Annotated in this window: 28 protein-coding genes and 1 riboswitch; of the genes, 10 read left to right on the forward strand and 18 right to left on the reverse strand. The window is 50.4% G+C overall.

Annotation, left to right across the window (positions count from 1 at the left end; genetic code table 11):
• Positions 1–207: 207 nt before the first annotated feature.
• A complete protein-coding gene (locus BLT35_RS11270) occupies positions 208–1,998 on the reverse strand; it encodes a M3 family oligoendopeptidase (RefSeq protein WP_074728002.1) in 1,791 nt (596 codons plus the stop codon).
• 161 nt (positions 1,999–2,159) lie between these two features.
• On the opposite strand from BLT35_RS11270, the gene BLT35_RS11275 reads away from it, so the two are divergent.
• Positions 2,160–2,351: a YycC family protein gene (locus BLT35_RS11275; protein WP_062406427.1), complete on the forward strand. Its 192-nt coding sequence runs from the start codon at positions 2,160–2,162 to the stop codon at positions 2,349–2,351.
• A gap of 3 nt (positions 2,352–2,354) precedes the next feature.
• Positions 2,355–2,594: a hypothetical protein gene (locus tag BLT35_RS11280; RefSeq protein ID WP_054817610.1), complete on the forward strand. Its 240-nt coding sequence runs from the start codon at positions 2,355–2,357 to the stop codon at positions 2,592–2,594.
• A gap of 95 nt (positions 2,595–2,689) precedes the next feature.
• On the opposite strand, the gene BLT35_RS11285 is transcribed toward BLT35_RS11280, so the two are convergent.
• Both BLT35_RS11285 and BLT35_RS11290 read right to left on the reverse strand, forming a co-directional pair.
• Complete coding sequence (locus BLT35_RS11285) at positions 2,690–3,391, reverse strand: DUF2225 domain-containing protein (protein ID WP_062406425.1); 702 nt, start codon at positions 3,389–3,391, stop codon at positions 2,690–2,692.
• Between the two features lie 17 nt (positions 3,392–3,408).
• Positions 3,409–3,783, reverse strand: coding sequence for a globin domain-containing protein (locus tag BLT35_RS11290; RefSeq protein WP_062406423.1), 375 nt, complete (start codon positions 3,781–3,783; stop codon positions 3,409–3,411).
• A 413-nt stretch (positions 3,784–4,196) separates the two neighbouring features.
• Here BLT35_RS11290 and ylbJ point away from each other — a divergent pair, with 413 nt between their 5' ends.
• Positions 4,197–5,447: a sporulation integral membrane protein YlbJ gene (gene ylbJ, locus BLT35_RS11295; RefSeq protein ID WP_074728004.1), complete on the forward strand. Its 1,251-nt coding sequence runs from the start codon at positions 4,197–4,199 to the stop codon at positions 5,445–5,447.
• Positions 5,448–5,527: 80 nt separating this feature from the next.
• On the forward strand, positions 5,528–8,101 hold the full coding sequence (gene glgP / locus BLT35_RS11300; RefSeq protein ID WP_074728006.1) for an alpha-glucan family phosphorylase: 2,574 nt from the start codon (positions 5,528–5,530) through the stop codon (positions 8,099–8,101).
• A 55-nt stretch (positions 8,102–8,156) separates the two neighbouring features.
• On the opposite strand, the gene corA is transcribed toward glgP, so the two are convergent.
• Positions 8,157–9,107, reverse strand: a complete 951-nt coding sequence (gene corA, locus BLT35_RS11305; protein ID WP_074728008.1) for a magnesium/cobalt transporter CorA — start codon at positions 9,105–9,107, stop codon at positions 8,157–8,159.
• Positions 9,108–9,275: 168 nt separating this feature from the next.
• On the opposite strand from corA, the gene BLT35_RS11310 reads away from it, so the two are divergent.
• Positions 9,276–9,956: a PilZ domain-containing protein gene (locus BLT35_RS11310; protein WP_074728010.1), complete on the forward strand. Its 681-nt coding sequence runs from the start codon at positions 9,276–9,278 to the stop codon at positions 9,954–9,956.
• A 36-nt stretch (positions 9,957–9,992) separates the two neighbouring features.
• Positions 9,993–10,805: an NAD kinase gene (locus BLT35_RS11315; RefSeq protein WP_054817608.1), complete on the forward strand. Its 813-nt coding sequence runs from the start codon at positions 9,993–9,995 to the stop codon at positions 10,803–10,805.
• Positions 10,806–10,908: 103 nt separating this feature from the next.
• Here the strand turns inward: BLT35_RS11315 and BLT35_RS11320 are convergent, their stop codons facing one another.
• The 5 genes from BLT35_RS11320 to BLT35_RS11340 all read right to left on the reverse strand — a co-directional run bounded on the left by BLT35_RS11320 (position 10,909) and on the right by BLT35_RS11340 (position 15,305).
• On the reverse strand, positions 10,909–11,379 hold the full coding sequence (locus tag BLT35_RS11320) for a PNPOx family protein (protein ID WP_074728013.1): 471 nt from the start codon (positions 11,377–11,379) through the stop codon (positions 10,909–10,911).
• Between the two features lie 111 nt (positions 11,380–11,490).
• Complete coding sequence (locus tag BLT35_RS11325) at positions 11,491–11,763, reverse strand: hypothetical protein (protein ID WP_062406411.1); 273 nt, start codon at positions 11,761–11,763, stop codon at positions 11,491–11,493.
• Between the two features lie 48 nt (positions 11,764–11,811).
• Positions 11,812–12,630: an IclR family transcriptional regulator gene (locus tag BLT35_RS11330; RefSeq protein WP_074728015.1), complete on the reverse strand. Its 819-nt coding sequence runs from the start codon at positions 12,628–12,630 to the stop codon at positions 11,812–11,814.
• Positions 12,631–12,678: 48 nt separating this feature from the next.
• The gene (locus BLT35_RS11335) at positions 12,679–13,749 is read right to left on the reverse strand and encodes an LLM class flavin-dependent oxidoreductase (protein WP_074728019.1); all 1,071 of its coding nucleotides are present in this window, start codon (positions 13,747–13,749) and stop codon (positions 12,679–12,681) included.
• Between the two features lie 185 nt (positions 13,750–13,934).
• Complete coding sequence (locus tag BLT35_RS11340; RefSeq protein ID WP_074728022.1) at positions 13,935–15,305, reverse strand: MFS transporter; 1,371 nt, start codon at positions 15,303–15,305, stop codon at positions 13,935–13,937.
• Positions 15,306–15,638: 333 nt separating this feature from the next.
• Here BLT35_RS11340 and BLT35_RS11345 point away from each other — a divergent pair, with 333 nt between their 5' ends.
• Genes BLT35_RS11345 through BLT35_RS11355 form a run of 3 tightly spaced genes read left to right on the forward strand, consistent with a single transcriptional unit; the run spans position 15,639 to position 18,211 of the window.
• Positions 15,639–16,580, forward strand: a complete 942-nt coding sequence (locus BLT35_RS11345) for a fumarylacetoacetate hydrolase family protein (protein WP_062410806.1) — start codon at positions 15,639–15,641, stop codon at positions 16,578–16,580.
• Positions 16,581–16,584: 4 nt separating this feature from the next.
• A complete protein-coding gene (locus BLT35_RS11350; RefSeq protein WP_062406403.1) occupies positions 16,585–17,082 on the forward strand; it encodes a DinB family protein in 498 nt (165 codons plus the stop codon).
• A 10-nt stretch (positions 17,083–17,092) separates the two neighbouring features.
• Complete coding sequence (locus BLT35_RS11355; RefSeq protein ID WP_062406402.1) at positions 17,093–18,211, forward strand: cupin domain-containing protein; 1,119 nt, start codon at positions 17,093–17,095, stop codon at positions 18,209–18,211.
• A 90-nt stretch (positions 18,212–18,301) separates the two neighbouring features.
• On the opposite strand, the gene BLT35_RS11360 is transcribed toward BLT35_RS11355, so the two are convergent.
• The 8 genes from BLT35_RS11360 to BLT35_RS28045 form a co-directional block, all read right to left on the reverse strand.
• Positions 18,302–18,697, reverse strand: coding sequence for a hypothetical protein (locus tag BLT35_RS11360; protein WP_074728024.1), 396 nt, complete (start codon positions 18,695–18,697; stop codon positions 18,302–18,304).
• A 168-nt stretch (positions 18,698–18,865) separates the two neighbouring features.
• The gene (locus BLT35_RS11370) at positions 18,866–19,057 is read right to left on the reverse strand and encodes a hypothetical protein (RefSeq protein WP_074728028.1); all 192 of its coding nucleotides are present in this window, start codon (positions 19,055–19,057) and stop codon (positions 18,866–18,868) included.
• Between the two features lie 21 nt (positions 19,058–19,078).
• Positions 19,079–20,257, reverse strand: coding sequence for a D-alanine--D-alanine ligase family protein (locus BLT35_RS11375; protein WP_062406398.1), 1,179 nt, complete (start codon positions 20,255–20,257; stop codon positions 19,079–19,081).
• Positions 20,258–20,270: 13 nt separating this feature from the next.
• Complete coding sequence (locus BLT35_RS11380) at positions 20,271–21,851, reverse strand: UDP-N-acetylmuramoyl-tripeptide--D-alanyl-D-alanine ligase (protein WP_062406397.1); 1,581 nt, start codon at positions 21,849–21,851, stop codon at positions 20,271–20,273.
• Positions 21,844–22,623 (reverse strand): alpha/beta fold hydrolase, encoded by a 780-nt coding sequence (locus tag BLT35_RS11385; RefSeq protein ID WP_235594226.1) that lies wholly within the window; start codon positions 22,621–22,623, stop codon positions 21,844–21,846. The genes BLT35_RS11380 and BLT35_RS11385 overlap by 8 nt, the downstream gene beginning before the upstream one ends.
• Positions 22,624–22,866: 243 nt before the next feature.
• Positions 22,867–23,001, reverse strand: a complete 135-nt coding sequence (locus BLT35_RS27810; RefSeq protein ID WP_302848194.1) for a hypothetical protein — start codon at positions 22,999–23,001, stop codon at positions 22,867–22,869.
• A 208-nt stretch (positions 23,002–23,209) separates the two neighbouring features.
• Complete coding sequence (locus BLT35_RS11390; RefSeq protein WP_054817597.1) at positions 23,210–24,166, reverse strand: formylglycine-generating enzyme family protein; 957 nt, start codon at positions 24,164–24,166, stop codon at positions 23,210–23,212.
• 31 nt (positions 24,167–24,197) lie between these two features.
• The gene (locus BLT35_RS28045) at positions 24,198–24,494 is read right to left on the reverse strand and encodes a hypothetical protein (RefSeq protein ID WP_256846845.1); all 297 of its coding nucleotides are present in this window, start codon (positions 24,492–24,494) and stop codon (positions 24,198–24,200) included.
• A 90-nt stretch (positions 24,495–24,584) separates the two neighbouring features.
• Between BLT35_RS28045 and BLT35_RS28050 the strand changes: the two genes are divergently transcribed.
• A complete protein-coding gene (locus BLT35_RS28050; protein ID WP_437438530.1) occupies positions 24,585–24,791 on the forward strand; it encodes a hypothetical protein in 207 nt (68 codons plus the stop codon).
• Between the two features lie 140 nt (positions 24,792–24,931).
• Here the strand turns inward: BLT35_RS28050 and BLT35_RS11410 are convergent, their stop codons facing one another.
• On the reverse strand, positions 24,932–25,639 hold the full coding sequence (locus BLT35_RS11410) for a CAP domain-containing protein (protein ID WP_062406394.1): 708 nt from the start codon (positions 25,637–25,639) through the stop codon (positions 24,932–24,934).
• A gap of 5 nt (positions 25,640–25,644) precedes the next feature.
• A riboswitch (cyclic di-AMP (ydaO/yuaA leader) is annotated at positions 25,645–25,780 on the reverse strand.
• Between the last annotated feature and the right edge of the window lie 60 nt (positions 25,781–25,840).

A 25,840-nucleotide genomic window follows, 5' to 3' on the forward strand; every position in this document is an offset into this window, starting at 1 on the left:
AAAACAAATGTTAAGATAATGGGTGCCATGGGGACGTCCAATTTTTTCAGCAAATAACCAACGATTCCAAAAATCGGATGATTTTACTAACGACTCCCCTCCATCAACCCCATCATTGACGATGGATAACATAACGCCAAAGAAGCAGAACCCTCAACCTGCTGGTTCTGCTTCTTTGTGTACATAGATAACCCTTGGAAATTCCCCCTACTCGGTCAACCGCAGAAATTCCTGCACATCGGCGACGGAGAGGTCCATGGCCTGCTGCCAGAAGTCCGGCTTCCGCAGATCAACGCCAAGGTGCTTATGCGCCAATTCTTCAACGGTCATGCGGCCGGTATCGCGGAGAAGCGCTACATATTGGTCCTCAAAAGCGGCTCCTCGGCGGAGCGCTTCCGCATACAGGCCGGTGCTGAACATATAACCGAACGTGTATGGGAAATTGTAGAAAGGCACTTCCGTAATATAAAAATGCAGTTTTGACGCCCAGAAGTGCGGGTGGTATTGGTCCAGCGCATCACGGAATGCCGTTTTTTGCGCCGAAAGCATCAGCTCGTTCAGGCGGTCCGTGCCGACAAGCCCTTTGCGCCGTTCTTCATAGAACGCCGTTTCGAACAGAAAACGCGCATGAATGTTCATATAAAATGCGACGGAACGCTGAATCTTGTCTTCGAGCAGGGTCAGCCGCGCTTCTTCCGTCTCTGCCGCTTTTACCGCCGCATCGGACACGACCATCTCTGCGAACGTAGACGCCGTCTCCGCCACGTTCATGGCGTATTCTTGGGCCAACGCGGGCAAATCGTTCATCACATGCTGATGATAACCGTGACCCAGCTCATGGGCCAGCGTCGACACGTTCGATGCCGTACCCGCATAAGTCATAAAAATGCGCGTCTCCTTATGGATCGGGAACGAGGTGCAAAATCCGCCGGGCCGTTTGCCTGGACGGTCCTCCGCTTCAATCCACCCGTTCTCGAATGCCTTGACGGCAAAATCGGCCATTTTCGGACTAAAGCGGTGGAACTGCTCCACAATCAGCTGTGCGCCCTCATCATAGCTATAATGGATGCTTCCCTGCCCGACCGGTGCGTCGACATCGTGCCAGCTCAGCTTCCGAACGCCGATCAGCTTCGCTTTCCGTTCCAGATAGCGGACAAAAACGTCTTTGCCGCCTTCTATAACCCCCCACATCGCATCCAGCGTTTCTTTCGACATCCGGTTAATGGCGAGAGGCTCTTTAAGAATCGAGTCCCAGCCGCGGCGCTCGTACAGCTTGATGCGGAAGCCTCCCAGATGGTTAAGCGCATCGGCGCAGTAATCGGCATGCTCCGCCCATCTTTCCTCCCAGCTATGGAAAAGCCTCTCCCTGACGGCGCGGTCCGGGCTGTGCATCTTATTGGCGGCTTGGCCTGCAGACAGCTCGACGACGGCGCCGTTCTCCTCGAACGGTACACGGAACTTGCTGACGGTCGTATTGTACAGTTCGCCCCAGCCATGATATCCGTCGACGGCCAATTCGTTAACCAATGCTTCCTGCTCCGGCGGAAGCTTTTCTGCCGCCAATGCCCTACGCTCCGCAAGAGGATAGGCAATACCCTGAAGCTCCGGGTGCTGCAGCAGCGCTTTCCACTCCACGCTCCCGATTCGGGTCAACAGGTCGTCGAACCGTGTACTGGCGGAAGCATAGGCAGCACCGATAGTTCTGACCTGTCCCGCCAGAATAACCGCCTGCTTGTCGTTCTGATTTTCCGCAGCCAAACAAGCTGTGAATGAATCCGCCTCGCGGATTTTAAGCAGAGCCTTTTGCAGCAGCCCGGCTACTGACGGCAGCGATGCTGCCAAATTCGACGCCTGGCCGGACGCCAGCCTGCCGAGCTCCTGCTCCAAGACGGCAATATCCGCACGAAGCCCTTCCAAAAACTGCACAAAAGCCTGAGAATGGCTTCCTCCCTCAAAAAAACGATTCAAGTCCCATGTTTGTGGCAATGGACTCCGCATAGGGCAACACCTCACCTTTCGTATTTTATGTATTCCTTTCCATTAAACCATAATTCAGGCTCAGGCCCAAATGTGCGGATGCCCTATTTTTCAGTTGAATTGCAGGCCGCGAATATGATTAAATGGAGTCTAAAGATCTTTAGACTGGAGGGTGCCGCTGTATGAGACCACTTCCCATTTCTCCGGAGACTGCCCAGAGACTGGCCAGGGAACTGAACGTTCCGATCGAGCATTTAATGCATATGCCCCAACACATTTTGATGCAAAAGCTGGCTGAGCTGGCCAAGAAAAAACCGGACGAATCCGCAGCAAAGAACGATGCGCCGGAATCCGGCCGTCCGACCTCGGAGTAGCCCATGATTCCATTTGCCCATACTTGGCCTTATGATCGGATCGGACAAGACGTATATGTACAAAGCTGCCCCTTCTGCCAGGCCGCCAACGTGCTGCTGAAACTCAAAGCGAAAGACCTGGCGGAACTTCGGGAAGGGGTAAAAAAACTGCTCGTCTTCCCGTGCTGCCGAAACAAATTGACTCTGGTTGATGCCGACCAGGACTACCTGCTGGCGGACCGCCCGCTTCGCCGAAACAGCTGAACCGCATTCCCGCTTTTCTTGCGAGGGAAAAGAATAAAAAGCTTAAAGCTCCGACAGACCATGGTCATGCGGGAGCTTTAAGCTTTTTCGGGCCTCTATTTTTCCTGAACTTCTTCGATATCGAACTCCACCTGATCCGCCAGCATGTTCTCACGGGTAACCGCCCACTGCTCACGGCAGGCATGAATCATCGCCGCATCCATAATACTCTTGTCGTTAATGACACGGCCAAACCACTTCACAGCCTCCTGATAATTTTTCAAACGCCGGTTAAGTTCCCCCAACAAGTACATCAGCCGGGCGTTATTCATCTCTCCCGCTTCCGTCTCGAATGCGCGGGTATATTCCGCAAGCGCATATTGAAGAAACCGCTTCTCCTGCTCTTCGTCTCCCTTCTCGCGATACAGCCAAACGATGTGGTGCAGCAGCCCTGCGGTTACTCTTCCCTGTTCACCCACCGTTTGAGCGCAAAGAAGGGCAAGCTTGAAGCTGTATAAAGCTTCACTCCATGTTCGAACGCCGCCGTAATCCTTGTAGCTCCATTGTGCGGCCACCTTCTCTTGGAACGCCTTTTTTTGGGCGGGCGACAACCGGTCCTTCGAGTTCTCCGTGCTGGCGAAGCCGCATTGGGGACAGATCCGAACCACGTAAAAATTCGGATTGATGCCTTTATAGCGTACGCCAAAATCCGTATCCGTGCCGGCTGCCTTCTTAAAGCTCGGACGGACGCGAGAAGTATGAAAATGCGTTTCACAATGGGGACAAGCCACTTTCACTTGAAATAACGGTTCGACCATGGACAAATACCCTTCCTTCAATTACTTGAGCTGTTGATAAAATGAAAAGCGGGCCCCTTCAGCCTCTCCAGCACGGCCATCTGCAGATCCGGTTCCCATCCGGTTTCCTGAAGCGCTTTTTTCATGCAGCCGAGCCAGGCTTCAGCCCGCTCGGGCGTAATGGGGAAGGCCATGTGCCTTGCCCGCATCATCGGATGTCCATATTGTTCGGAAAACAACGGAGGTCCTCCGAAAAACTGCGTCAAAAACATATATTGCTTCTCCATCACCGGAGCAATATCTTCCGGAAACAAAGGGGCAAGCAGCGGATGCTCCTGAACCTTCGGATAGAACGCCTCCACCAGCTTCCGGATCCCATCCGCCCCTCCCATCGCTTCATAGAACTCGGACATCAGCGAACGCCTCCCCGTAATCAATAAACTGCGCAATCCTGCAAGGACGCAAACCGTAATCCATGTAGCAAAAAAAGATGCTAATGCATAAGCCTTAGCATCGGATACTGGCCAAAACCCTATACATATGGACATGGGTACATGCTATACATCCTCTTCACCGGAAGACATCAGCGATTCCCTTATGACGAAAACAAAAGCGCATACGAGAATTCCAGCAATTACACCCGACATAAGGATCACTCCTATTCTCATATAGGTACTATTGTACCATAGGATGCCGTACAATTCAGCACCTTATATCCGCTTTCTTGAACATTTCCGAAAATTCAGTATAACGGGCGGGCATGTCTCCACACACCCCTTCATATATCAGAATGACAAGCTTTTTACAGAACAGGAGGTGGGGACCGATGCGTACCAAAGACTCTTTGATGATCGCGGCGGCGCTTCTCGCCGCTATGCTTGCCTGCTTGATGCTGGCTTTTCCGGCCGAATCCTTTCATGCGTCGCTAAGGGGCATAGCCATCTGGTGGGATGTGCTGTTCCCGGCGCTGTTTCCTTTCTTCGTCATTTCCGAAATCATGCTCGGTGTAGGCATGGTTCATTTTTTCGGCACCCTTTTGGATCCGTTGATGCAGCCTCTGTTCCGCGTGCCGGGCATCGGCGGCTTTGTAATGGCGATGGGCTTTGCCTCCGGTTATCCGATCGGAGCACGGCTGACCTCCCAGCTGTGGGAACAGCGGCTTGTCAACCGGGAGGAAGGTGAACGGCTCGTAGCCTTCACGACGTCGTCCGATCCGATTTTCCTGATCGGTGCCGTATCGGTCGGCTTCTTTCACAATGCGGCGCTGGCAACCGTACTTGCCGCCGCGCATTACGGCTCCGCCATTCTGATCGGCCTGCTGATGCGGTTTCACGGCAAGCCTTCATCGGGTAATCCAAGTCAGTCGAGCGCTTTAAGTGCGGGATATTCCGTTCAGAAGTCCCGGACCGGTATTTTGCGCCGTGCCTTTGAGGCCATGCATCACGCCCGGCTCATGGACGGACGCTCTTTGGGAGTCATGCTGCAGCAGGCGATCTACTCCGGGTTAAAGCTTATGTTTGTCGTCGGCGGTCTGGTCGTTTTTTTCTCCGTCGTCATGGAGGTGATGACTTCATCTCATGTAATGGTCTTCTTTTATGCCGCGATCGACTCCGTGCTTCAATTATTCGGCATGCCCCCGACCCTTTCCCAGGCTGTCGTCAATGGATTTTTCGAGGTGACCCTGGGCGCCAAATCGGCCGGGGCCGCAGAAAACATCCCGTTGATGTTCCAAACCGCCATCGCCGCATGGGTTTTATCTTGGGCAGGTCTTTCCGTTCACGCACAAATTGTCAGTATCCTGCATCATACCGACCTTCGCTACATACCTTTTATCGTTGCCCGGTTTATCCACGGCCTGATGGCCGCCGTGCTTGTAATTGTGCTTTGGAAGCCGCTGGGGCCGGACCGCGCGAACCTGACCGCCTTTATCCCCTTACCTGATGTTACGCGTCCCTTGACTACGCTGCTGCAGCACACGCTGCCTGCCGCGGCTCTGACGTTCACCTCGGTACTGGGCCTTCTGCTTCTGCTGTCTTTTGGTTGCTTCATAGGAAAACGATTCATAAAGAGAATGTAATCATTAGAAACCGGAGGAACACCGAAGCCCGGGCTGCTTGATCTGTTGAATTTGTGAAAATTTTGGTTAGAGGTGAAACCATGCATACCAAGTTTCATTCGAAAAGCATTGAACTGCCTCCCGCCATCAACCGATTGTCGGAGTTGGCCTGTAACGTATGGTTCAGTTGGAATGACAGCGCCAAGTCGCTGTTCTCTGCGATTGATCCGGAGCTGTGGGAGCATTCCGGACACAATCCTGTCCGCTTGCTGATGGAGGTCCAAAGGCCCGTGCTCGATGCGCTCGCGCATAATGGTGAATTTCTGAACAAGTACGGGACGGTGATGGAACAATACGACCATTATTTCCGTACCCCCACATGGTTCGAGCAGCGCTGCCCCGAATATGCGCAAAAGACCATCGCTTATTTTTCGGCCGAATTCGGCTTCTGCGAATCCCTGCCGATTTATTCGGGCGGTCTTGGTATACTGGCGGGCGATCACTGCAAATCGGCCAGCGATCTCGGCGTTCCTCTTGTGGGCATCGGACTCTTATATAAAAAGGGCTATTTCCGTCAAAAATTCGATGCCCAGGGCAGACAGCTTGCCGAGAGCGCCGCCTGCCATGTCAGCCGGCTGCCTATCGTTCCGGCCTTGGCGCCGGTTCAGTCCAATCCCCCTGCCGAACGGACGCCGGAGGAACTCTATGTGTCCTTGCCTATGGCGGACCGCACCGTGCGGCTGAAAGTATGGCAGGTTCAGGTGGGCCGGGTGCCTGTCTTTTTGCTTGATGCGGATTTGGAGGACAACAGCTCCTGGGACCGGGAGCTGACCTCGCAATTATACGGCGGCAACCAGGATGTCCGCATCGCGCAGGAGATTCTGCTTGGCGTAGGCGGCGTGAAGGCGCTGAGAGCTCTGGGCATAGCTGCGGGTACGTATCACATTAACGAAGGCCATGCCGCCTTTTTGTCTTTTGAGCGGTTGAAAGAGCAGCTGGATAACGGGCTGCCGTTCCACGTTGCGCTCGAGGTTGTTCGCGCAAGCACCATTTTTACGACCCATACCCCGGTTCCAGCCGGGCATGACGCTTTCCCCTTACCGATGTTCGAATATTACTTCAGCCGTTTGTTTGCGGAATACCCGCACGCCAAGGCGGCTTTGACAGAGCTCGGATGGGATGTTCACAAGCAATTGTTCAACATGACCTATCTGGCCATGAACACGGCGGCTCTCCGCAATGGCGTCAGCAAGCTGCACGGCCATGTCTCGCGCGATATGTTCCGCGCGTTTCACGGGAACATTGATGTGCATGAAGTGCCGATCGGGCATATTACGAACGGCGTTCACCTCCAGACTTGGCTCGCTCCCGAGCTTAAGGAGCTGTACAGCCGGTTTCTCCCGGAAACATGGATTTCCCGACACACGGACAAGGAGGTATGGAAATCGATCGATTCCATTCCGGAGGAGTCCTTATGGTCGGTCCATCTGACACTGAAAAAACGTTTGTTTGCACACGTACACGCCAACCTCCGCGAGCAGCTGCGCCGAAACGGAATGCCGTCCGAGAAAATAGAGGCGGTTCAAACCTTCTTGTCTCCGGAGGCTCTTACGATCGGGTTCGCAAGACGCTTTGCCACTTACAAACGGGCCACACTGATCTTTACGGATCTGGACCGGCTGAATCGGCTTGTCAATCATCCGGACCGGCCCGTACAGTTCCTGTTTGCGGGAAAAGCGCATCCGGCCGATCACTCCGGCCAAGAGATGATTCGAGAAATTTACAGGGTATCCCGGATGGAATCGTTCCGCGGCAAAATCATTCTTCTCGAAAATTATGATATGAGCTTGGCGCAAAGCCTGATCCAGGGCGTAGACGTCTGGCTCAATAATCCGCGCCGGCCGTACGAAGCGAGCGGCACCAGCGGCCAGAAGGCGGCAATGAACGGGGTCATCAACTTCAGTGTGCCGGATGGCTGGTGGGAGGAAGGGTATGACGGCACGAACGGATGGAGCATCGAAAACCATGATCACGCCGACCCGTGGACTCAAGACCGGGAGAACACGGAATCGATCTATCGGCTGCTGGAGCAGGAGATCGTGCCGCTCTATTATCAGCATGGTCCCCTGCCCGCTCAATGGGTCGCCCGGATGAAGCGCTCCATTCGTACTCTGGCCCCTGTGTACAACACGGACCGCATGGTGATGGATTACGTGAATGAAACCTATATTCCCTCACTGCAGAGAACGCAGCTTTTTGCGGACAATGATTATGCCGAAGCGACCAAGGTGGCCGATTACAAGAAGTTCATTCATCAATCTTGGCACCATGTCCGTGTCCTCGAGGTGAATGATACGCCTCCGCGGACCTTGAACTCTCCCTCGGGGACAACCTCGACGGCTCCGCTCAAAGAAGTTACGGCCACGGTCCGATTCGGCCCCATCTGGTACCAGGATACCGCTATCGAGCTCATCCACTACGAAGAGAGACCCGACGGCTGGCACCAGGTCGTCGTACCTATGGAGCCTGCGCGGCAGCTTGGCGACGGCGCCGTGGTCTACCGCGCCATGATTCCTTCACATTTGAAGCACGGTCCGCATTTCAGCATCCGCGTGCTTCCGGTCAGCGCCAATTTCGCCCGCCGTTTCGAGGTGCCGTTCGTGACTAAGTTTTAAGGTCCAAAGGGCCTTGCTGCAGATGTCCGGTTGAACGCCTGCGCAGGGCCCTTGCTCATTTGAACCATCCCTTCACTTTAAACCACCAAAACATTCCGAGTCCGATCGAGAACATGATGAATAATACGACGAAATATCCGAAGCTCCACTCCAGCTCAGGCATATAGCGAAAGTTCATCCCGTAAATGCCGGCAATAAACGTTAGCGGCATGAAAATGGTGGTGATGACGGTCAGCGTTTTCATAATGGTGTTCATCCGATAAGAGTTGATGGAAATAAAGCTGTCCCTGATGTCCGAAGTCAAATCGCGGTTCGCCTCCACCATATCCGACAGCTTCAGCAGATGGTCGTGAATATCTTGAAAATAAGCGGCATGCTGCTTCACGCCTTCGATTTTTTCCGAATAAATAATCCGGTACAGCAAATCGCGCATCGGAAAAATCGTCTTCCTCAGCTTTAACAGGTCCGATCGGATTTCAAACACCCTGTCCATTACTTTTTCAGACCAAACGCCCCGAGAGCTGTCTTCCAGTTCATTCAGGCTGTCCTCCAGGTGATATACGCTTGGAAAATATTGGTCTACAATTTTGTCTATCAGCAGATGGGAAGCGTACACCGGCCCATTCTCCAAATATTTAGGGTCCGACAGCAACTTGCCGCGGAAATCCTCCAGCTCGGATTGAGGCTTGGAATGGTACGTAACGATATAGTTTCTGCCCAGAAACAGGTCTACCTCGTCTGAATCCAACGTCACGGGATTAATTGTATGCAGAACAAAAAAATGATGATCCTCATAGTGATCAAGCTTGGGTCTTTGCAGAAACTGCATACAATCCTCTATCGCAAGCGGATGAAAGTGGAAAAATGTATCCAATAACGCAGCTTCTTCGCTTGTAGGACAATCAAAATCAACCCAATACCAGCGGATTTCAGGGCTGTGCAATCTTTCCAGCTCCAAATCCTGCTCGATCGCAGATTGGTGAGTGACGGCAAACGTATGAATCATCGGATCAACTCCTCTCAAGGCATCCTTTCCATATCATAACATAATCGCAGAGGACTCATACCGTAGCCGCCTGCGGTCTTGGCATTGTTTTCTTTTCCATTATTGATTATGATGTAGTTACACAGATACAAAAGGGGTGTCGAAAACCATTTCCGGTAGGTGTCGCATATGCATTGGAACCAAGCATTGGCATGCGGGACGGTCGTTATCCCTGCAAGCTGCCGCCTCATCATTGTCGGCGAAACCAAGGAGGGCCTGCCCTTTTGCTATGAGGACAGCTTCACACTCTCGAAAGCGGACGGCGAGCAAATGACCGTCACTCTGGAAACGATGGCGATCCACCCTTTGGAGAAGCTGCATCATGTGTATTTCATCGAATTTTCATTTTTTAAGCGGGGGATTCTGTATTATGCCCTCGTTGACCTGCTCCATTTGGAAACGAAACGATGCCTTTGTACATTGACGCTTACAACTCCGCCGCAGCTTCTTAAAGCAGAGCAGCGCCAATATAAGCGAATCGTGCCTCAGGTGCGCACACCGTTAACCTGTCGGATTATAGGCGTGCGGGGGCAGAGAACGCATCAGGGAAATGCATTTTTTACCGGGCAAATCCTGGATCTGTCTGCGGGCGGCGTGTCATTCATGACCTCGACCCGTCTATTTTCTCCATTGGAATTGGAGTTATCTTTTGTGCTGCCCGGACTTGCCCAGAAACTCACGCTCCATGCCGAAGTTATCCGTATCGCTCCTTTCGGCAGCGACGCATACCGGGTTGCGGTCAGGTTTAACCAAATGCCGGAAAGCACGGCGATATGGATTGAAGAGTATTGCAGCGCTTCGGACGGCTGAGCATAACGAAGCGTACAGATATAGGAGGACAACCGTTTGAAATACAATGTGGTTCATCGCGGCGATGAAATATCCATCCAATTGATGCATTCGTTCCACGAACTGATTCAACAGTTCGGTCTCGTTCACGAAGAGACGGCCCCCGACATTGTTCTGTCCATCGGAGGAGACGGAACGCTGCTGCAAGCCTTTCACCGCTATAAGGATCAGCTGGATCACATTTCCTTTGTCGGCATTCATACCGGGCGGCTCGGTTTCTTCGCCGATTGGAAGCCGGATGAAGTGGAACTGCTCGCGCAGCTGATGGGCGAAAGCAGCAGGCAGAATGATCTGAGGGTAGTCAAATATCCGCTTGTGGAGATCCAAATCACGACGCCGCACGGGATTGAAACCGAACTGGCACTGAATGAATTCACGCTGAAGGGCGTCGATGCCACGCTCGTCGCACAGCTTCACATCAACGACGAGTTGCTCGAGACGTTCCGCGGCGACGGCATCTGTATTTCGACGCCCTCCGGAAGCACAGCTTACAACAAGAGCCTGGGCGGAGCCATCGTCCATCCGTCTCTGGATGCCATTCAAATTGCGGAGATCGCATCGATCAACAACCGCGTATACCGTACGTTAGGCTCGCCGATTCTGCTGCCGAAGCATCACCACTGCGACATCTATCCGAGGGCGAATCAGAACATTCTGCTGTCTCTTGACCACGTATACATGCAGCGCAACGACATCATTTCGATTCGCAGCATGGTAGCGGCAGGCAGGAAGGTGAAGTTCGCCAGGTTTCGCCCGTTCCCGTTTTGGAGCCGCGTTCGCGAAGCCTTTATCGGCTACGATATGATATAAGCGGAGTCCGCTGAACCTAAGAAAGCCCTGCACTCTCTAAAGAGTGCAGGGCTTTCTTGCTGTGCCGCCCTATTCATCGGCAGCAGCGCGAGCCTAGTCGGATTTATTCTTTTGCCGCTTCCATTTCTTCCTCGCTTAATGCCATAGATGCATATACCTGCTTATCCAATTTTTTAGCGGCCTCTATGTTATAGGTTTTCTTATACACCGGCTCTTGAGCTATTTCCGCTCCATAGAACATAATGTCGTGCAGTTCATTGGTTGACAATTCAATAAGGGTCAGCGGAAACGGAACGCCCGGCATTTTTTTGGTCAAGATCCTGGCTTTGTTTTGGAAGGATACGATCGACTTGTTATAAAAAAAGGAGAAATTTACATTGGCGTTCGACTCGATATTGCTGACGATGTCCGATTTGGTGGAAACGGCTACGCGAAGGACTTTCGGTTTATAGCCATAAATCCAGGAGACGGCATTTTTTTGAATCGCTCCCGATTCTTTATGGATCGTAGATAGAAACCCCAAACGCTCATCGGCAAAAATTTGAGTGAAATCAAATTCTGTCGTTGTCATCATGCCATCCCCTATCCATTTTTAAAAATCATGTGACGGTAATATGTGAATCAGTCAGGTTTGGCTTGCTCTCGGAAATAGCAGTCCTCGTCTTGGCGTTTTTCATGCTGTCCTTTAAGCATAGTTTTCCCAATAAAGGGTTAAACATGAGGCCAGTCCGCCATGGCCGAATTTCAGTCTTCCGTTTTCAACCGGATGATGAACACAGTCCAAAAAATGGATAATCCGTTTTCTTCGATCCGCTATATCTGTAGCTCCCTTTTGATAAAACCAGGAATCCACCGTATTATAGACTCCGCGATTCAAACCATATGTTTTTTGACAAAATTGAACAAAGTTTAAATCAGGCAGATGAATGACCTTCTCGGCATCTAACGTAAATCCCATGATTGAACCTTCCCCCCAAACTCCTCCGGTCCCCGGACAATCAGGCTGTTAAACGTAACTGAATTTTTTTTGATACCCCAGAGAATGGGATAACGATAAACATTGTTCCATGATGATGGGGATCGTTTCGGAATTTTCCGAAACATCCAGTGTATCAATTAATCCGACGACCGTAATCGCAGCTATGATTTCACCGTTTTGGCCAAATACAGGGCAGCTGATCGCGGAAATTCCCGGAATTAACGTGCCTTGCGTGACGGCATATCCTTTTCTTTTGACTTCTTCCATCTCATTATAGAAAGCCGCCTGCTCCAGTTCGCCGTTCGGCAGTTCCCGCTTAATTAATTCCAGCGTTCGTGACTGAGGCAGATAGGCGGCAAATAACTTTCCAGGCGCACTGCGCGTAACACTGACTTGAGAACCGGCGCGAATGCCGAGATTAACCGCCCGGTTGCTCTCCTCCCACCGGAGAAAGAAAGGTCCGTTCTCCCCCCAGATAGCAAGGGCGACCGTCTCATTTAATCTTTCTCTAAGGGCCGTCAAATAGGGTCCTGAAATTTCCTTTACATCCAATTTTTCAGATGTTTTTAATCCTAATAAAATCAATTCGGTGCCAAGGGAATAGCGTAAATCATCCTGCTTTGCCAGGAAACCACATCGGCAAAAGCTGGTGAGATACCGGTGCAGCTTGCTTTTGGACATTCCGCATAAATTGGCTATTTCCGTAATCGTGAGCGGTTTGTCCTGGTCCGCAATTTTTTTCAAGATATCCAATCCCAATTCAAGGGATTGGATACCGTGTCCTTTAAGGTCGTTCGTCGTCATTTCTTTTAAACCTTCCCTCCGCGTTTCATTTATTTGAATCATATCACTCCTATGGAAATGATATCAACAATAGAGGGAAGCTGATCCGTTTTAAGCATTCACGACATTTTGATTAAAATGAGGCAGCACATGCTTGGCAAAGCGTTCCATAGATTTCATGGTATCTTCATGCGACAGGCCGCCGAAGTCAAAGTACAGGATGACTTCTTCCAGACCCGCCGCTTCGCATTTCTTCAGACACTCGGTTACATATTCCGGATCCCCTACAATAATGCTCCTGTCGCTCAAATCGTCGGTCTTCATCTTTTTCAGCTTCTCTACGATATCCACAAAATAACGGATATGAGGAGGCGCCGTCGTCGGATCGGACGGGAAGGCCGGTACCAGACCGGTGAAGTATTTTAGCATACGCTGTTTCGTCTTCTCCGTCTCTTCCTTCGTTTCGGTCACATTAATGAAATACGAACAGCGGGCGCCTTTGCCTTTAAAACCGTGCTTTTCGGAGAGCTCCTTAAAGGATGAAACCGCTCCTTCCAGACTTCCGAACACCATATTGGCGGCAAATGGGGCAAAGATCACATTCTCTCCCATCTCGGCCGCTTTCTCCAAAGAAGGACGGCTGAATGCCGCTACATAGATCGGAGGATGCGGATCCTGCACCGGTCTTGGCGTCAGCTCCACTTCAGGGAACGAATAGAACTTCCCTTGATAAGAAAACGCTTTCTCTGTCCACGCTTTTTTAATGATATCCAGCCCTTCAAAGAAGATTTCCCGGCTTTGGTTGAAATCGGCGCCGAATACATCGTATTCACGCTTGTCGTATCCTCTTCCTGCAGAGAAAATCGCTCTGCCGTTGCTCAAGAGATCCAGCAATGCATATTCCTCAGCCATACGAATCGGATGGCTCGCCGGCAAAAGCACCGTTGCAGGAGCCAAGGTAATTTTTTTGGTTCTTGCCGCGATGTTGGCCAAGAACAAGGATGGTGAAGGCAGAACTCCCAGCACACTAAAGTGATGCTCCGGAACCCAAACGGAATCGAATCCGAGCTCCTCCGCGTATACGCATTGCTCGGCCAAATCCCTGATCATCTGGTTCGCATCTTTCCTTGTGCTGCCGTACTCAATCGGGTTGTCAGTCAAAGTAAAATAACCAAGTTTCATGATTAGTACCTCCCGTTGTTCACGATTAGTGAATATTATTTATTTATTGTTTACACTTTTTATATTACCAACAGATTTTTCATTTGTAAATACTATTTATCTTAAATTTGTTTAAAATCGTATTAAAATGGTCAAAAATAGCCGAAATCATCAATAAACCATTGATTTTCGGCTATTATCCTTTTTTATTTAGCTATAGCGTCAATACTCTTCGATTGCGGACTGACTTGTTCTTCCGTTGCTGCCGTGCTGCGCATGTCGGCATATTTTTCCTGAACAAACCAGATGGCCAAAGCGGCAATCAGTCCGGGCACAGCAAAGGCTATGAAATTTTGCATTAACGGCAGATTCAGCGACAGCAAAATCCCTCCCATCATCGGGCCGACAATGGCGCCTAACCGGCCTATCCCTAATGCCCAACCGATACCGGTGGATCTCATATGAACCGGATAATATTGAGAAACATAAGCATTGGCAATAATTTGTGTCCCGATCGTAGCTGCACCGGCGATAGCCACCAGAACAAACAATACGACCATGTTGGCTTTAAAGCCGAGCAATGTTAATGAAACCGCTGCCAGCAAATAAAACGCGATCAATACTTTCTTTGAACCCCAACGATCGGCCGCCCATCCTCCGAATATCGCGCCAAAGATGGCTCCGAAATTTAAGACAAACAAGAACATGAGGCTTGACCCCAACGGGTAATCCGCTTTATCCATCAGTTTAGGCAGCCATGTATTCAATCCGTAAATCATCAGCAAGCACATGAAAAACGAAATCCAGAACATGATTGTGCTTAAACTACGGCGATTCTCGAACAGCGTGATAACCGGCATCCCTGTTTTTTTCGGGATAACCATTTCATATTTGTCGTCCTTTTGCGGAGTAAACTCCGGATTGATTTTAGACAAGATTTCACCAAGCTTTTCCGTCTGATTTTTGGCCAGCAAAAAGCTGGGGGAATCAGGCAGCGTCTTAACCATAAACGGCAGGGCGAATAACGGGAGAGCTCCGACAAAGAAAACAGCTTCCCAACCGAACCGGGAAATTAATAGAATACCCAGACCTGCAGAAAGCATCCCCCCGACGGAATAACCGCTAAACATAATCGAAACGAGCGTACTCTTCAGCTTTTTGGGTGAATATTCCGTCATTAATGCAACCGTATTGGGCATCACCCCGCCCAGGCCTAAGCCGGCCATAAATCGATAGATCCCGAATTCTGCGGGGGTCTTGGCCCATCCGATGATCCCCGTAAAGATGCTAAAGAGTGCAATACAGAACAAAATGACATTTTTACGGCCGATCCTATCCGCCAGAGGACCAAAAATTAAAGCCCCTAACAGCATCCCGAACAAAGCATAGCTTCCCAGCGAACCGGCTTGAATAGGGGTCAACCCCCAGGCTTGCATCAAAACAGGAACAACCGAACCATATACGACAAGGTCATATCCGTCAAAAACAATGATGAAACCGCACCAAAACAAAACAAGACCATGAAAGCGGTTAAATTTTGATTCATCAATCATCCGATTAATATCAATTGAACGCAATGTATTCTCCCCCTCTACTCACAAGCTAAAATTCAGTACAGGATGGCTTTCTCCAGACCCGCCGCTTCGCCAGTCCTCGGCAGTCTGTCACAGTAAAATAACCGAATTCATGATTTGCACCTCCTGTTGTTCACTATTGGTAAATCAAGTTCAATATTATTTATTCGATCACTGTTAATATACCTAAAATCATTTTTTTTGTAAATGCTTTCTTCGGAAAGTTTCACATTTTTTAATTTGTCTTTACAACAAGGAAGCACTTTTGATATATTCACATTGTACGATATTAATAAATCATATTTACTAATTGTGAACAAAAAGGAGAGATGGATGGTGCGTTTAGTCCATTATCGCATTCATGGAGAAAGTCGAATCGGATGTATTGAAGACGGCAAAGTGATTGATTTAAATACCGCTTATGAACTCATGCTGCAAGCCAATGGCTCTATTCGGGCAAAACAAATTGCCGAAGCATTTATACCGGCCAATATGGTGGAATTTCTTCAGGGCGGAGATGAAAGCCTTTCCTTGGCGAAGAAAGCGGTTCAATTCATTCTCCAATCCCCGGGGCCGTTCGAACGAAACGTCATATATGAATACTCCGACGTTAAAATTGAAGCTCCCGTTTTAAATCCGGGAAAAATCGTTTGTGTCGGCCATAACTACCGGGAGCATATTTTAGAAATGGGCCGAGAGCTTCCTCCATACCCTGTTGTCTTTGCCAAATTCAGCAACACCATCATTGGTCCCCAGGACGATATTCCTTTCTTTCCGATCTCGGAACAGCTGGATTATGAGGCGGAATTCGCCTTTGTTATCGGTAAACGCGCCAGAAACGTCTCCCGGGACAACGCTTTAAATTATGTCGCCGGTTATACCGTGGCTAACGATGTTACCTACCGGGATATTCAAAGAAGAACACTTCAATGGCTGCAGGGAAAAACAGTGGAAGGAAGCCTGCCGCTGGGTCCCTGGTTGATCACAGCCGATGAATTGGGCGATCCTTCAGGGCTTGAGGTGGTCTTGACCGTCAATGGCGAAGAGCGCCAGCGTTCGAATACCGCCAACCTGGTATTTACCGTCCCCTATTTGGTGGAGTTTTTGTCGAATCTGATGACGCTTGAGCCCGGCGATCTCATCCTTACCGGTACTCCGGGCGGTGTCGGAGTGGCGCGTGATCCCCAAGTATTCCTCAAAGACGGTGATGTGGTGCGCGTTGAAATCGACCGCATCGGCGTCCTCGAAAACCGGGTAAAAAAAGTACAGGAGGGATAAACTCATGAGCGAATTGCAGGACCGGATCCAGTCTATTCACCGATCCATCGATCAAATCGTGGAGATTACCCAAGACCTCGACGAAGAAATTCTCTGCTTTAAACCTGCGGATGACGCATGGTCGGTTATGGAGATTCTCTGTCATGTGGAAGAAGCCACCCCTTATTGGCTGAATGAGCTGACGCAGGTCATTGCATCTCCCGGCATCGAATGGGGACGAGGCTTGCAGCATGAAGGAAGGTTAAACGCGGTCGCTCAAGCCGGACAGCGAACAAAGGACGAAGTATTGAAGGGCATTATCGCTTTGAAATCAAAAGTACGGGATGTGCTCGGTCCGCTGACGGCCGAAGATTTAACTGTCGAATCCCCGAGCCGAAACCCGAGATTCGGAACCAAGCCGATGGCGTTCATTGTAGATCACCTGCTGGTCGAACACGTGGAAACGCATTTAAAACAAATCAAAAGAAATCTGCGGCAGTACGAAGACGCAAAAGGAAAGTGAGGGGCAAAGTATGGCAGAAAAAAACGAATTTTTTCAAAGTGAAACCGTCCAAAACTTTAACAAAGAGATTGAAAAATATTACCTTGGGCCGCTGTGGAATGCGATACCCGATTTAATGCATAAACAGCCTGCGCCTCATGCGCAAGCCTATCTTTGGAAATGGGAAACGCTTTATAAGAAATTGATGGAAGCCAAAGATATTTTCACGCCGGACCGCGGCGGTGAACGCCGGGCGATTTATTTGCAAAATCCCGGACTGACCAACCGCCAGCCTTGGGGATGGGCTTCAACGACACAGACGCTTTATGCCGCTGTCCAACTTATTCTTCCCGGGGAAACGGCCCCTTCCCATCGGCATACGCAAAGTGCGCTTCGGTTCATTATTGAGGGCCAAGGCGCTTATTCCATCGTGCAGGGCGAACGGATTTTCATGGAGGAAGGAGACTTCCTGACCACGCCCCAAACGTTATGGCACGGGCACTCCCATCCTGGCGATAAGCCGATGATCTGGATGGATTGTCTGGATATCCCAACAATCTATGCCCTTGGAGGCACCTTCTTCGAATCTTATCCGGAGAAAATCGAACAGCCTTCCGTACCGGATAACTATAGCGCGATGCGGTACGCAGGCGGAATGGTCCGCCCGATTTCCGACCGCAGCTCCAAAATCGCACCTTTGGGCTCGTTCAAATGGGCGCAAACGCTTGCCGCTCTGCATGGACTGAGCCGGTTCGAGCCTGACCCGTTTGACGGGTATGCCGTCGAATATATCAATCCATCCAATGGATTAACGGCAAACCCGACGATTGCCGCCTGGATGCAAAAGCTGCCCAACGGTTTCCGCTCTAAGGCTCATCGCCATACCCATTCAACCATCTATCAGGTATTTAAAGGAGCCGGCTATACCGTGATCAACGGGGAACAGTTCCATTGGTCCAAAGGTGATTTCTTCGTCGTACCGAATTGGGCTTGGCACGAGCACGTCGTTACCTCTTCCGAAGACGCCTACCTTTTCTCCTGCAGCGATCTTCCGATTATGGAAAAATTCAATCTCGAAAGAGAAGAGGCATACGAAGAGAACCAAGGTCATCAGCAAATTGTCAAAGAATTTGTTCCATTGCTTCCTTGATACGTAAACCCGCAGGGTGTTCCGAGAGTCAAGCGACTCAGGCACCCTGGTTTATTGTTAACCCGTAAAATTCAATCCCCCGCGTTTATTTCAACACATACCAAAAAAGCCGACCAACTTTATCGCTAATCGGCTCCCGCTTGTAGGAAGCACCCATTCATTTAACTCGATCCTGATCATATCGTTCGGTAAATTCGTAATCACTTCATCGTGATCGAAGAAAAGTATGGCGGTCACCTTCACGTTCTGCAGCTGATTGGAGTAAAGAATGTCCACACCGTAGGTTGGCTCCGATAAAATAACGCTGAATTGTTTCTTCCCGGCCAGCTGCGGCATACGGAAGCCGAGCTTGATTTTGTTGTATTCGTCAGGGTTTTGGGTGATCTCTTCGGAAGCAGCGAAGCCAAGAACGAAGCCGTTGGCCTCATCATGCCTGGCGTAAAGACACTGCAGTCGAACACCGTCAATTTCGAGATGAAACTGCAAATCCTTCTCGGCAAAAGCTTTTAACTGCTCCTCGCTGTACCCCCTTCACCGTCTCAAGCAGTTCCTGATCCAACCATAGATTTTCTCGAAAAATGATGCTTTCATTCCGGAAAAAGGTTTCAAGCTTTTGCTCGTCATAGCTAAATCCGACGATCAGCTCCCGGTTTATCAAATTGCACCCTGCCGTACATAAGCCCCATCGATTTCTGTGGGAATGTTCATGGCGTAATAGTACGGACGAACGATCATTCGATGGGTTAATCGGTTCAAGGAGACCAGTTGTTCATGATTTTCTTCAATCGGTATCCTCTGCCACCCGTCGACCCCCGGGCCAGCAGGTATTGGAGAAAGGTCCTTCATGAAGGCATCCTCCTTAAAGCGCTATTTTTTAGTGCCCAGCTTGCCGCCGCCTTTGCCCTGCAGCGCCAACAGATTGGTGTCGTAAGAGAAGGTGAGCTGCGCCCGTTCCCGGCTCCGCTTGAGCGCGAGCTGGATCAGGTCGTCCGTCAGCTGCTCGAAATCCTTCCCTTTGGGCTGCCACAGGTAAAAGGAGAGCGAGCCCGGAATGGTGTTGATTTCATTAATATACACGCTGTTGGTGTTCTGATCGATCAAAAAATCGATCCGTGACACACCGCTGCAGCCCAGCTCCAGGAAGGTTTGCTTCGCCAGCTCCTGCACCCGGCGTGTGGTTTCCTCCCCGATCTCCGCCGGGATAATCCGGCTCGTACCGCCCATTCCTTTGGCGGCCTGGTTCATATATTTATCCTGATAGCTCAGGATTTCGTCCGATTTCAGCACTTCTTCACACTCGGAAGCTTCCACATGCTCATAGTCGCCGATGACCGAACAGTTGACTTCCTTCAAATTGGTGACCATTTTCTCCACAATAATTCTGGGAGAATAGGATGACGCTGACTCTATCGCTTCGACCAGTTCTTCCCTGTCGTCCGCTTTCTGTATGCCGACACTGGACCCCAGGTTTGCCGGTTTTACGATCACGGGATAACCCAGCCTTTGCTCTACCAGCTCCACACACTCCTGCTGCGCGTCAAACCAACGTTTGCTGTAAAACCACACGTAATCGATCACCGGCAGACCGGCGCCGCGGACGATCGTTTTCATCATGATTTTGTCCATACCGACCGCAGAGGAGAGCACATCGCAGCCGACATAAGGGATCTTGTTCAAATCAAGCCAGCCCTGCAAGGACCCGTCCTCTCCATAGGTCCCGTGCGTGACCGGAAAGGCGACATGAATTTCATCGATGATTTTTTTGCGGAACAGCCCGGATGCGGCGTTGATCAGAAGATGCTTTCCTTCCTGATTCGTATGTAAAATCACTTGCTCGCTCTTTTTCAAGAGCTCCGGAAGCTGCTTGTAATTGTCGATATCCATCAGCCCTTCCCCGGTATACCAGTGCCCCTGCTTGTCGATATAAATCGGTACGGGCTCGTATTTATCCCGGTTCAACGCGTGAATAGCCTGCAGAGCGGATATGATGGATACCTCATGCTCTACCGACATGCCTCCGAACAAAACCCCTACTTTTACTTTCATTGCGAGTCCCCCATCATTCATTATAATTATCGGGCAGGTCATTCTCGAGCAGCACAATGCTTCCCTGTTCGGCTACAAGATGCATTTGCCTGAGCGCATCCTGAAGATCCCTGGCGATATACAGCCGCTCCTGCGGGTAGCCTGCTTCACGCAAGCCGTCCTGAATCGGCTTGGTTTGTTTCTGCCCGACCAGTATAATATAATCGCAGGCTCCCGCCGCATGAATGCCAAACTTGCGGTTAAGCTCATATTCCTGCTCCCCGAGCTCGATCATCCCCGGCGTAATCAGGATCCGTTTGCCCGGCATCTGGGCCAATACATCCAGAGCCGCTTTGGAACCGACCGGATTGGAATTGAAGCTGTCGTCCAGTATCGTGATTTTGTCGGATAATTTCTTGAGCTCCAGCCTGTGTTTTACCGGCTTGATCCGCTTCACGAGCAGCGCCAGTTTTTCCTCGGGAACCCCAAGCTCAAGGCTGACGGCCATGCTCAGAAGAAGGTTATAGATATTATGCTCGCCAAGCAGGCTCGTCTCACAGGCAAGAACCGATCCGTCCGGCTTCACGAGCTCGAACGCTGCGCCTTTGCCGGTGTATTGTATATTTTGGGCACGATAATCGACATCCTGCCGGTGAATTCCGATACTTACTTTTCTTGCCGCAATATTCCCGCGGTAGGATGCGATATTCTCGTCATCCATGTTCATAAACAGGATGCCGTCCGGCGGAAGACTCTCTCCAAGCTCGAATTTGGTCCGCTGCACATTCTCCAGTGTCTTGAACGTCTCCAAATGCTGGGGCCCGACGGCGGTCAGAATGCCGATCTTGGGACTGACCAGTTCGCACAGCTCGCGGATATCGCCGGTTTGCTTGGCCCCCATCTCGGTAATGAAAAACCGGTGCGTAGGACGCAGCATCGACCGGATCGTCTTGGTTACGCCCATCGGCGTATTGTAGCTTTCCGGCGTCACCAGCACCTCGTACACTTGACTGAGCAGTGTATTCAGAAAATGCTTCACGCTTGTTTTGCCATACGAACCGGTAATGCCGATCACCGTCAAATGCTTCATCTGCCGCACAATCTGCGCGGCATCGTTCAAATAGTAGCGGTTGATCCGGTTTTCGACAGGCAGGTTCATCGTATTGGCCAACAACACCACCATGTCGGACAACAGCGCGACGGCGAACAACAAGATGAACGGTGCAAGGCTGTCTCCGGCGGATGCAAAGGTTAGGGAAACCGCCAAAGCCGCCGCTACCAGAACGCCAATCGTCACAAGCAGCCGCTTGACCCTGGCCGTATAGACCAGCTTCTTTTTCTCCTGTTTCCTGGGCCGCAGCCATATCAGCATCGCATATAGCAGCGTCCAAAGAATTAAACCAAGCACCGGCGCTTGGAACAGCAGGGCGGCAAAAGACAATAACGGAAGCCACTCTCTTAAGGACAGCCGTTCCTTCACGTGGCCTTTAAACCAGCCCATAAACCGCTCATTGCGGTAAGAATTCAATTGAAGCATATGTACGCCGTTTAGAAGACGCAGGACAGCATGCCCCAGCCATAACAGCGACGCTAACGCAAGAACAAGCTCAAACATGGCTGCCTCCCTTATCCTTCGCCAAAAAATGGTCTACGATGACGATGAACTCGCGGCCTTTTTCCAAATAGCAAAAATGACCGGCGTTCTTCAGCACGACCAGACCGGCATCCGGTATCATTTGTTCCATCAATTTTCCGTCCGCAACAGGGGTAGCCGTATCGTTCTCGCCCCAGATCAATAAGGTCGATGCCTTGATATGAGGAAGATGGTGCCGCAGATCCTCGTTGACGACTTTGGTCAGCGTCTGCTGCATTACGCCTGATGCATTCTTATAGTCGCTGGAGCCGAATTTGGCTCGCATCCGGTTCAATATGCGCTCCGAATACCGGTTTAGGCCCGGGAGCTTGAGCAATTGTTTGGCCGTTTTGAACGAATATACCTTTACATAATAATTCAGGCTGCGTTTCGGCTTGATTCCCGCGCTTCCGGTCAATATCATTTTCCTTACAGGATTCGCAGCGGCATATCGAATTGAGACCCTTCCGCCGAAGGAATGGCCGATCAGTATCGGATTATCGATCCCCATCGACTGTATGAATGAAGCGAGCAGATTCGTATATTCAGTAACCCCCCACGGCTCGGGAGGAGTATCGCTTTCTCCGAAGCCGGGAAAATCGAATGCATACACTTTAAAATGCCGGGATAAATGCTGCTGAATCGCATGAAAGGTTTGCAGATTGGTTCCCCAACCGTGCAGCATCACTACCTCATGCCCTGTGCCGACAACGGAATAATGGATGTCAAGCCCATTTATGTTTACTTTAGTCAACTCCATCAGCATCCTTATGTCTCAATGTCTCAAATAAAATAATCATAACACTCTCCGATATTTGTTATCAAGCCTCGCATGGCATCCGTGCAACTTTGAAACGCTTGAAAGACAATGCTTTCCGTATTGTATATGCGCGGACAAACTTGGCTTATGTCAGGTATACGAAAGAATCCCGTGCTTTACGTTTCCCCGTAAACGCCGAAAAAGAGCCGCAATGGCTCTTTTTCACAAGAATGGCTTTCATTTTTTGAAAAACTGTATCGAGCCGAACGCCTCCGTCAGCCGTTTCCACTGCGCATCGGTCTTGACTGCGTCGTTAATCCGGATCGTCACGGTATAAATCTTTCCGTTCTTTTCAAACACGTATTCGTTCAAAGTGTACGGAATATAAATTTGTTTAGTCTGTTATCGTGCTCGCTTTCGTAGCCGCTGAACCACAATTCGGGTGCTTCATCATCCATTTCTCCCTACCATTCATTTCCACGTCCACTAAAATCTATCATATCCTCTAATGATCATCAACAGTAATTTAAAAGGCTGCCGTGGGGAGACCACGACAGCCTGGTTCGTTCTTTGTTCCCTATCAGGCATCGGCAGCACAGCGAAAACCGATATTGCCCGTGGAACTATCCGGTGTATTTTTACTGCGCGCAGCGACTCTGTACCGGTTACAATACGATTTGTGGCACAAATAGGAACCTCCGCGCAGCACTTTTTCCTGACCCGTCGCCGGACCAAGCGGGTTAACAAGCGGGTCTGCCGTATGATTCGCAGCAAACCAATCCGAGCACCATTCCCATACGTTCCCGGAAACATTATATAATCCGTAACCGTTGGGTTTAAACGCATGGACAGGCGCGGTTCCCGCATACCCGTCGCTGCAGTTGTTTTTATCCGGAAACTTGCCCTGCCAAATATTGCAGCGATGCTCCCCATCCGGTTTGAGGACATCTCCCCACGGATAACGTTTTTGCACAAGACCGCCTCTTGCCGCGTACTCCCATTCCGCTTCGGTCGGCAGCCGTTTGCCGGCCCATTGGCAGTAGGCATTCGCATCATTCCAGGAAACATGGATCACCGGATGGTCCATGCGGTCATCAATGTGAGAATCCGGACCTTCCGGATGCTTCCAGCATGCGCCGTTCACAACCCACCACCAGGGGGTCTGCTGAACCGCTTGCGTCACACCTTTCGCCGTTTCGGCGGAAACGAACAAATGAAACACAAAGGACCAGCCAAAAACCTCCGCTTCCGTGCGATAACCGGTAGCATCGACAAATGCTTTAAATTCTGCATTGCTCACCGCGTAAGGATCGATATAAAAAGAATCCAGTCTAACCGAACGAACGGGGCCTTCGCCATCTTGGGCAAACCCTTCCTGATCCGCGGTTCCCATTAAAAATTCACCGCCGGGCAAATAAATCATGCCTTCTTTAGGATCTTTGGCCGAGCGTTTGCCCTGCAAGGGCAAAGAATGAGAATCCGGCTGGCCCGAAACCTCTCTGCCGGCCGTGCAGCAGCACGGTTTTTTTCCATTCATTTCAATCCTCCTCCACCGTTCAACGGAGGTCTTATCCCTTCGGACGGCCATGACCGAATTCCGCAGGATGTCTCCGTTTTAGCTCTGTAATCGCATGACCGCGTCCTGTCTGTTCCAACCACTGCGCATACTTCGGCAAAAATCCTTTGGCATGATAAGGTCCTCCCTCTTTCATTACCGTCCAGAGCAGATCTGTATCGAAAGGCATCGTCTCCATCATGTGGTCATGCCACTCATTTAAATAATATACCGCATCTCGGCAAACTTGGCGATGCTCCGCAGCCAGATTCGTTTGCTCATAAGGATCGCTGTCGAGATCGAATAGCATCTCTTGATCGAATAAATGGTACCCGTCATGATACGTTCGGACATAGAGCCATGACCCGAAACGAACGCTTCTTTGGCAGACGTGCGCACATTGCGAAACGACCAGATAGTCGCGTCCCGCCTCCTGACCCTTCAGCAGGGAGGCTGCAATCCACGCCGGCAGAGGATCGCCGGCAAACGGATTGCCGAAATCTTCCGGGCATTGTGCTCAATCCAATTCAGTACGGCAGGCGTCACTTCCTCGGCCGATTCCATTCCGCATTTGCCGGTATTATGGATTTCATTGAAGCCTGCATAAAACGTCCAGGACGAATGCCGTTCCGCAAAAGGACTGACCAATACCGTCTTTAATCCGGCAGAAGCTATGTCGCATTAAAATATCATGGCAAACAAAAGGACTGCTGAGATATTCTCAACAGCCTGTTCTTCTAGTCCGAATTAATTTTTGATAAACATCTGTACCCACACGCCATTATAATAAGCCACTCCGATTTTGTTGAAGTTCGGGCTCATAATGTTTTGACGGTGTCCCGGACTGTTCATCCATGAATCCATTACCTCTTGCGGTGTTCTTTGCCCTTTGGCAATATTTTCACCCGCGTAGGTATAACGGATGCCATAAGAGCGCATCATATCAAAAGGAGACCCATAGGTAGGAGAATTATGGTCAAAATAGCCTTTTTCATACATGTCCTTTGCCTTGTCTAAAGCCACCTTCGTCAATGCACTGTCGCTGGCAAGCGGGCTTAAACCGGCTTTGGCACGTTCCTGGTTCACCAAATTTACCACTTGGCTGGCATAAGAAGACTGTGTCGTGCTGTCTGTTCCTGTTCCCTGCTGCGATCCGTTACCCGAACCGTAACCCGAGCCTGTACCGTAACCTGAACCTGTACCGTAACCCGAACCTGTACCCGTTGACTTACCGGGAATATTAAGCACAATTCCTGGCCATATTAGATTTGGGTTAACCAATTGCGGATTCACCGTAATAAGCGATTTCAGGCTGATACCGTATTTCTGGGAGATCGCCCACAGGGTATCGTTGCTTGATACCGTGTGCGACGGAGCAGCTGAAACCGCGCCGGCGCCAATGATCGGGCCAAGTGCCAAAACACCTGTCAAAACCAACTTCTTAAAACCTTTCACTGCATTCCTCTCCTTTTTACGGCCTGCGAGGTTAGCTGACGGATTCGGGTCAAAGAGCAACCACCCGGCCACCATAGTGGCTTCACCCCAAGGATATGGGTTCCCCCGCGCTTACGAATTAAGCTTCGGCCTTTTTGATGTCGCATTCCTAAACAGGAACGGAAACCATTGTAACACGGATACAATGAGATTTCATGACAC

This window comes from Paenibacillus naphthalenovorans (assembly GCF_900099895.1).
Classification (GTDB): domain Bacteria; phylum Bacillota; class Bacilli; order Paenibacillales; family NBRC-103111; genus Paenibacillus_G; species Paenibacillus_G naphthalenovorans.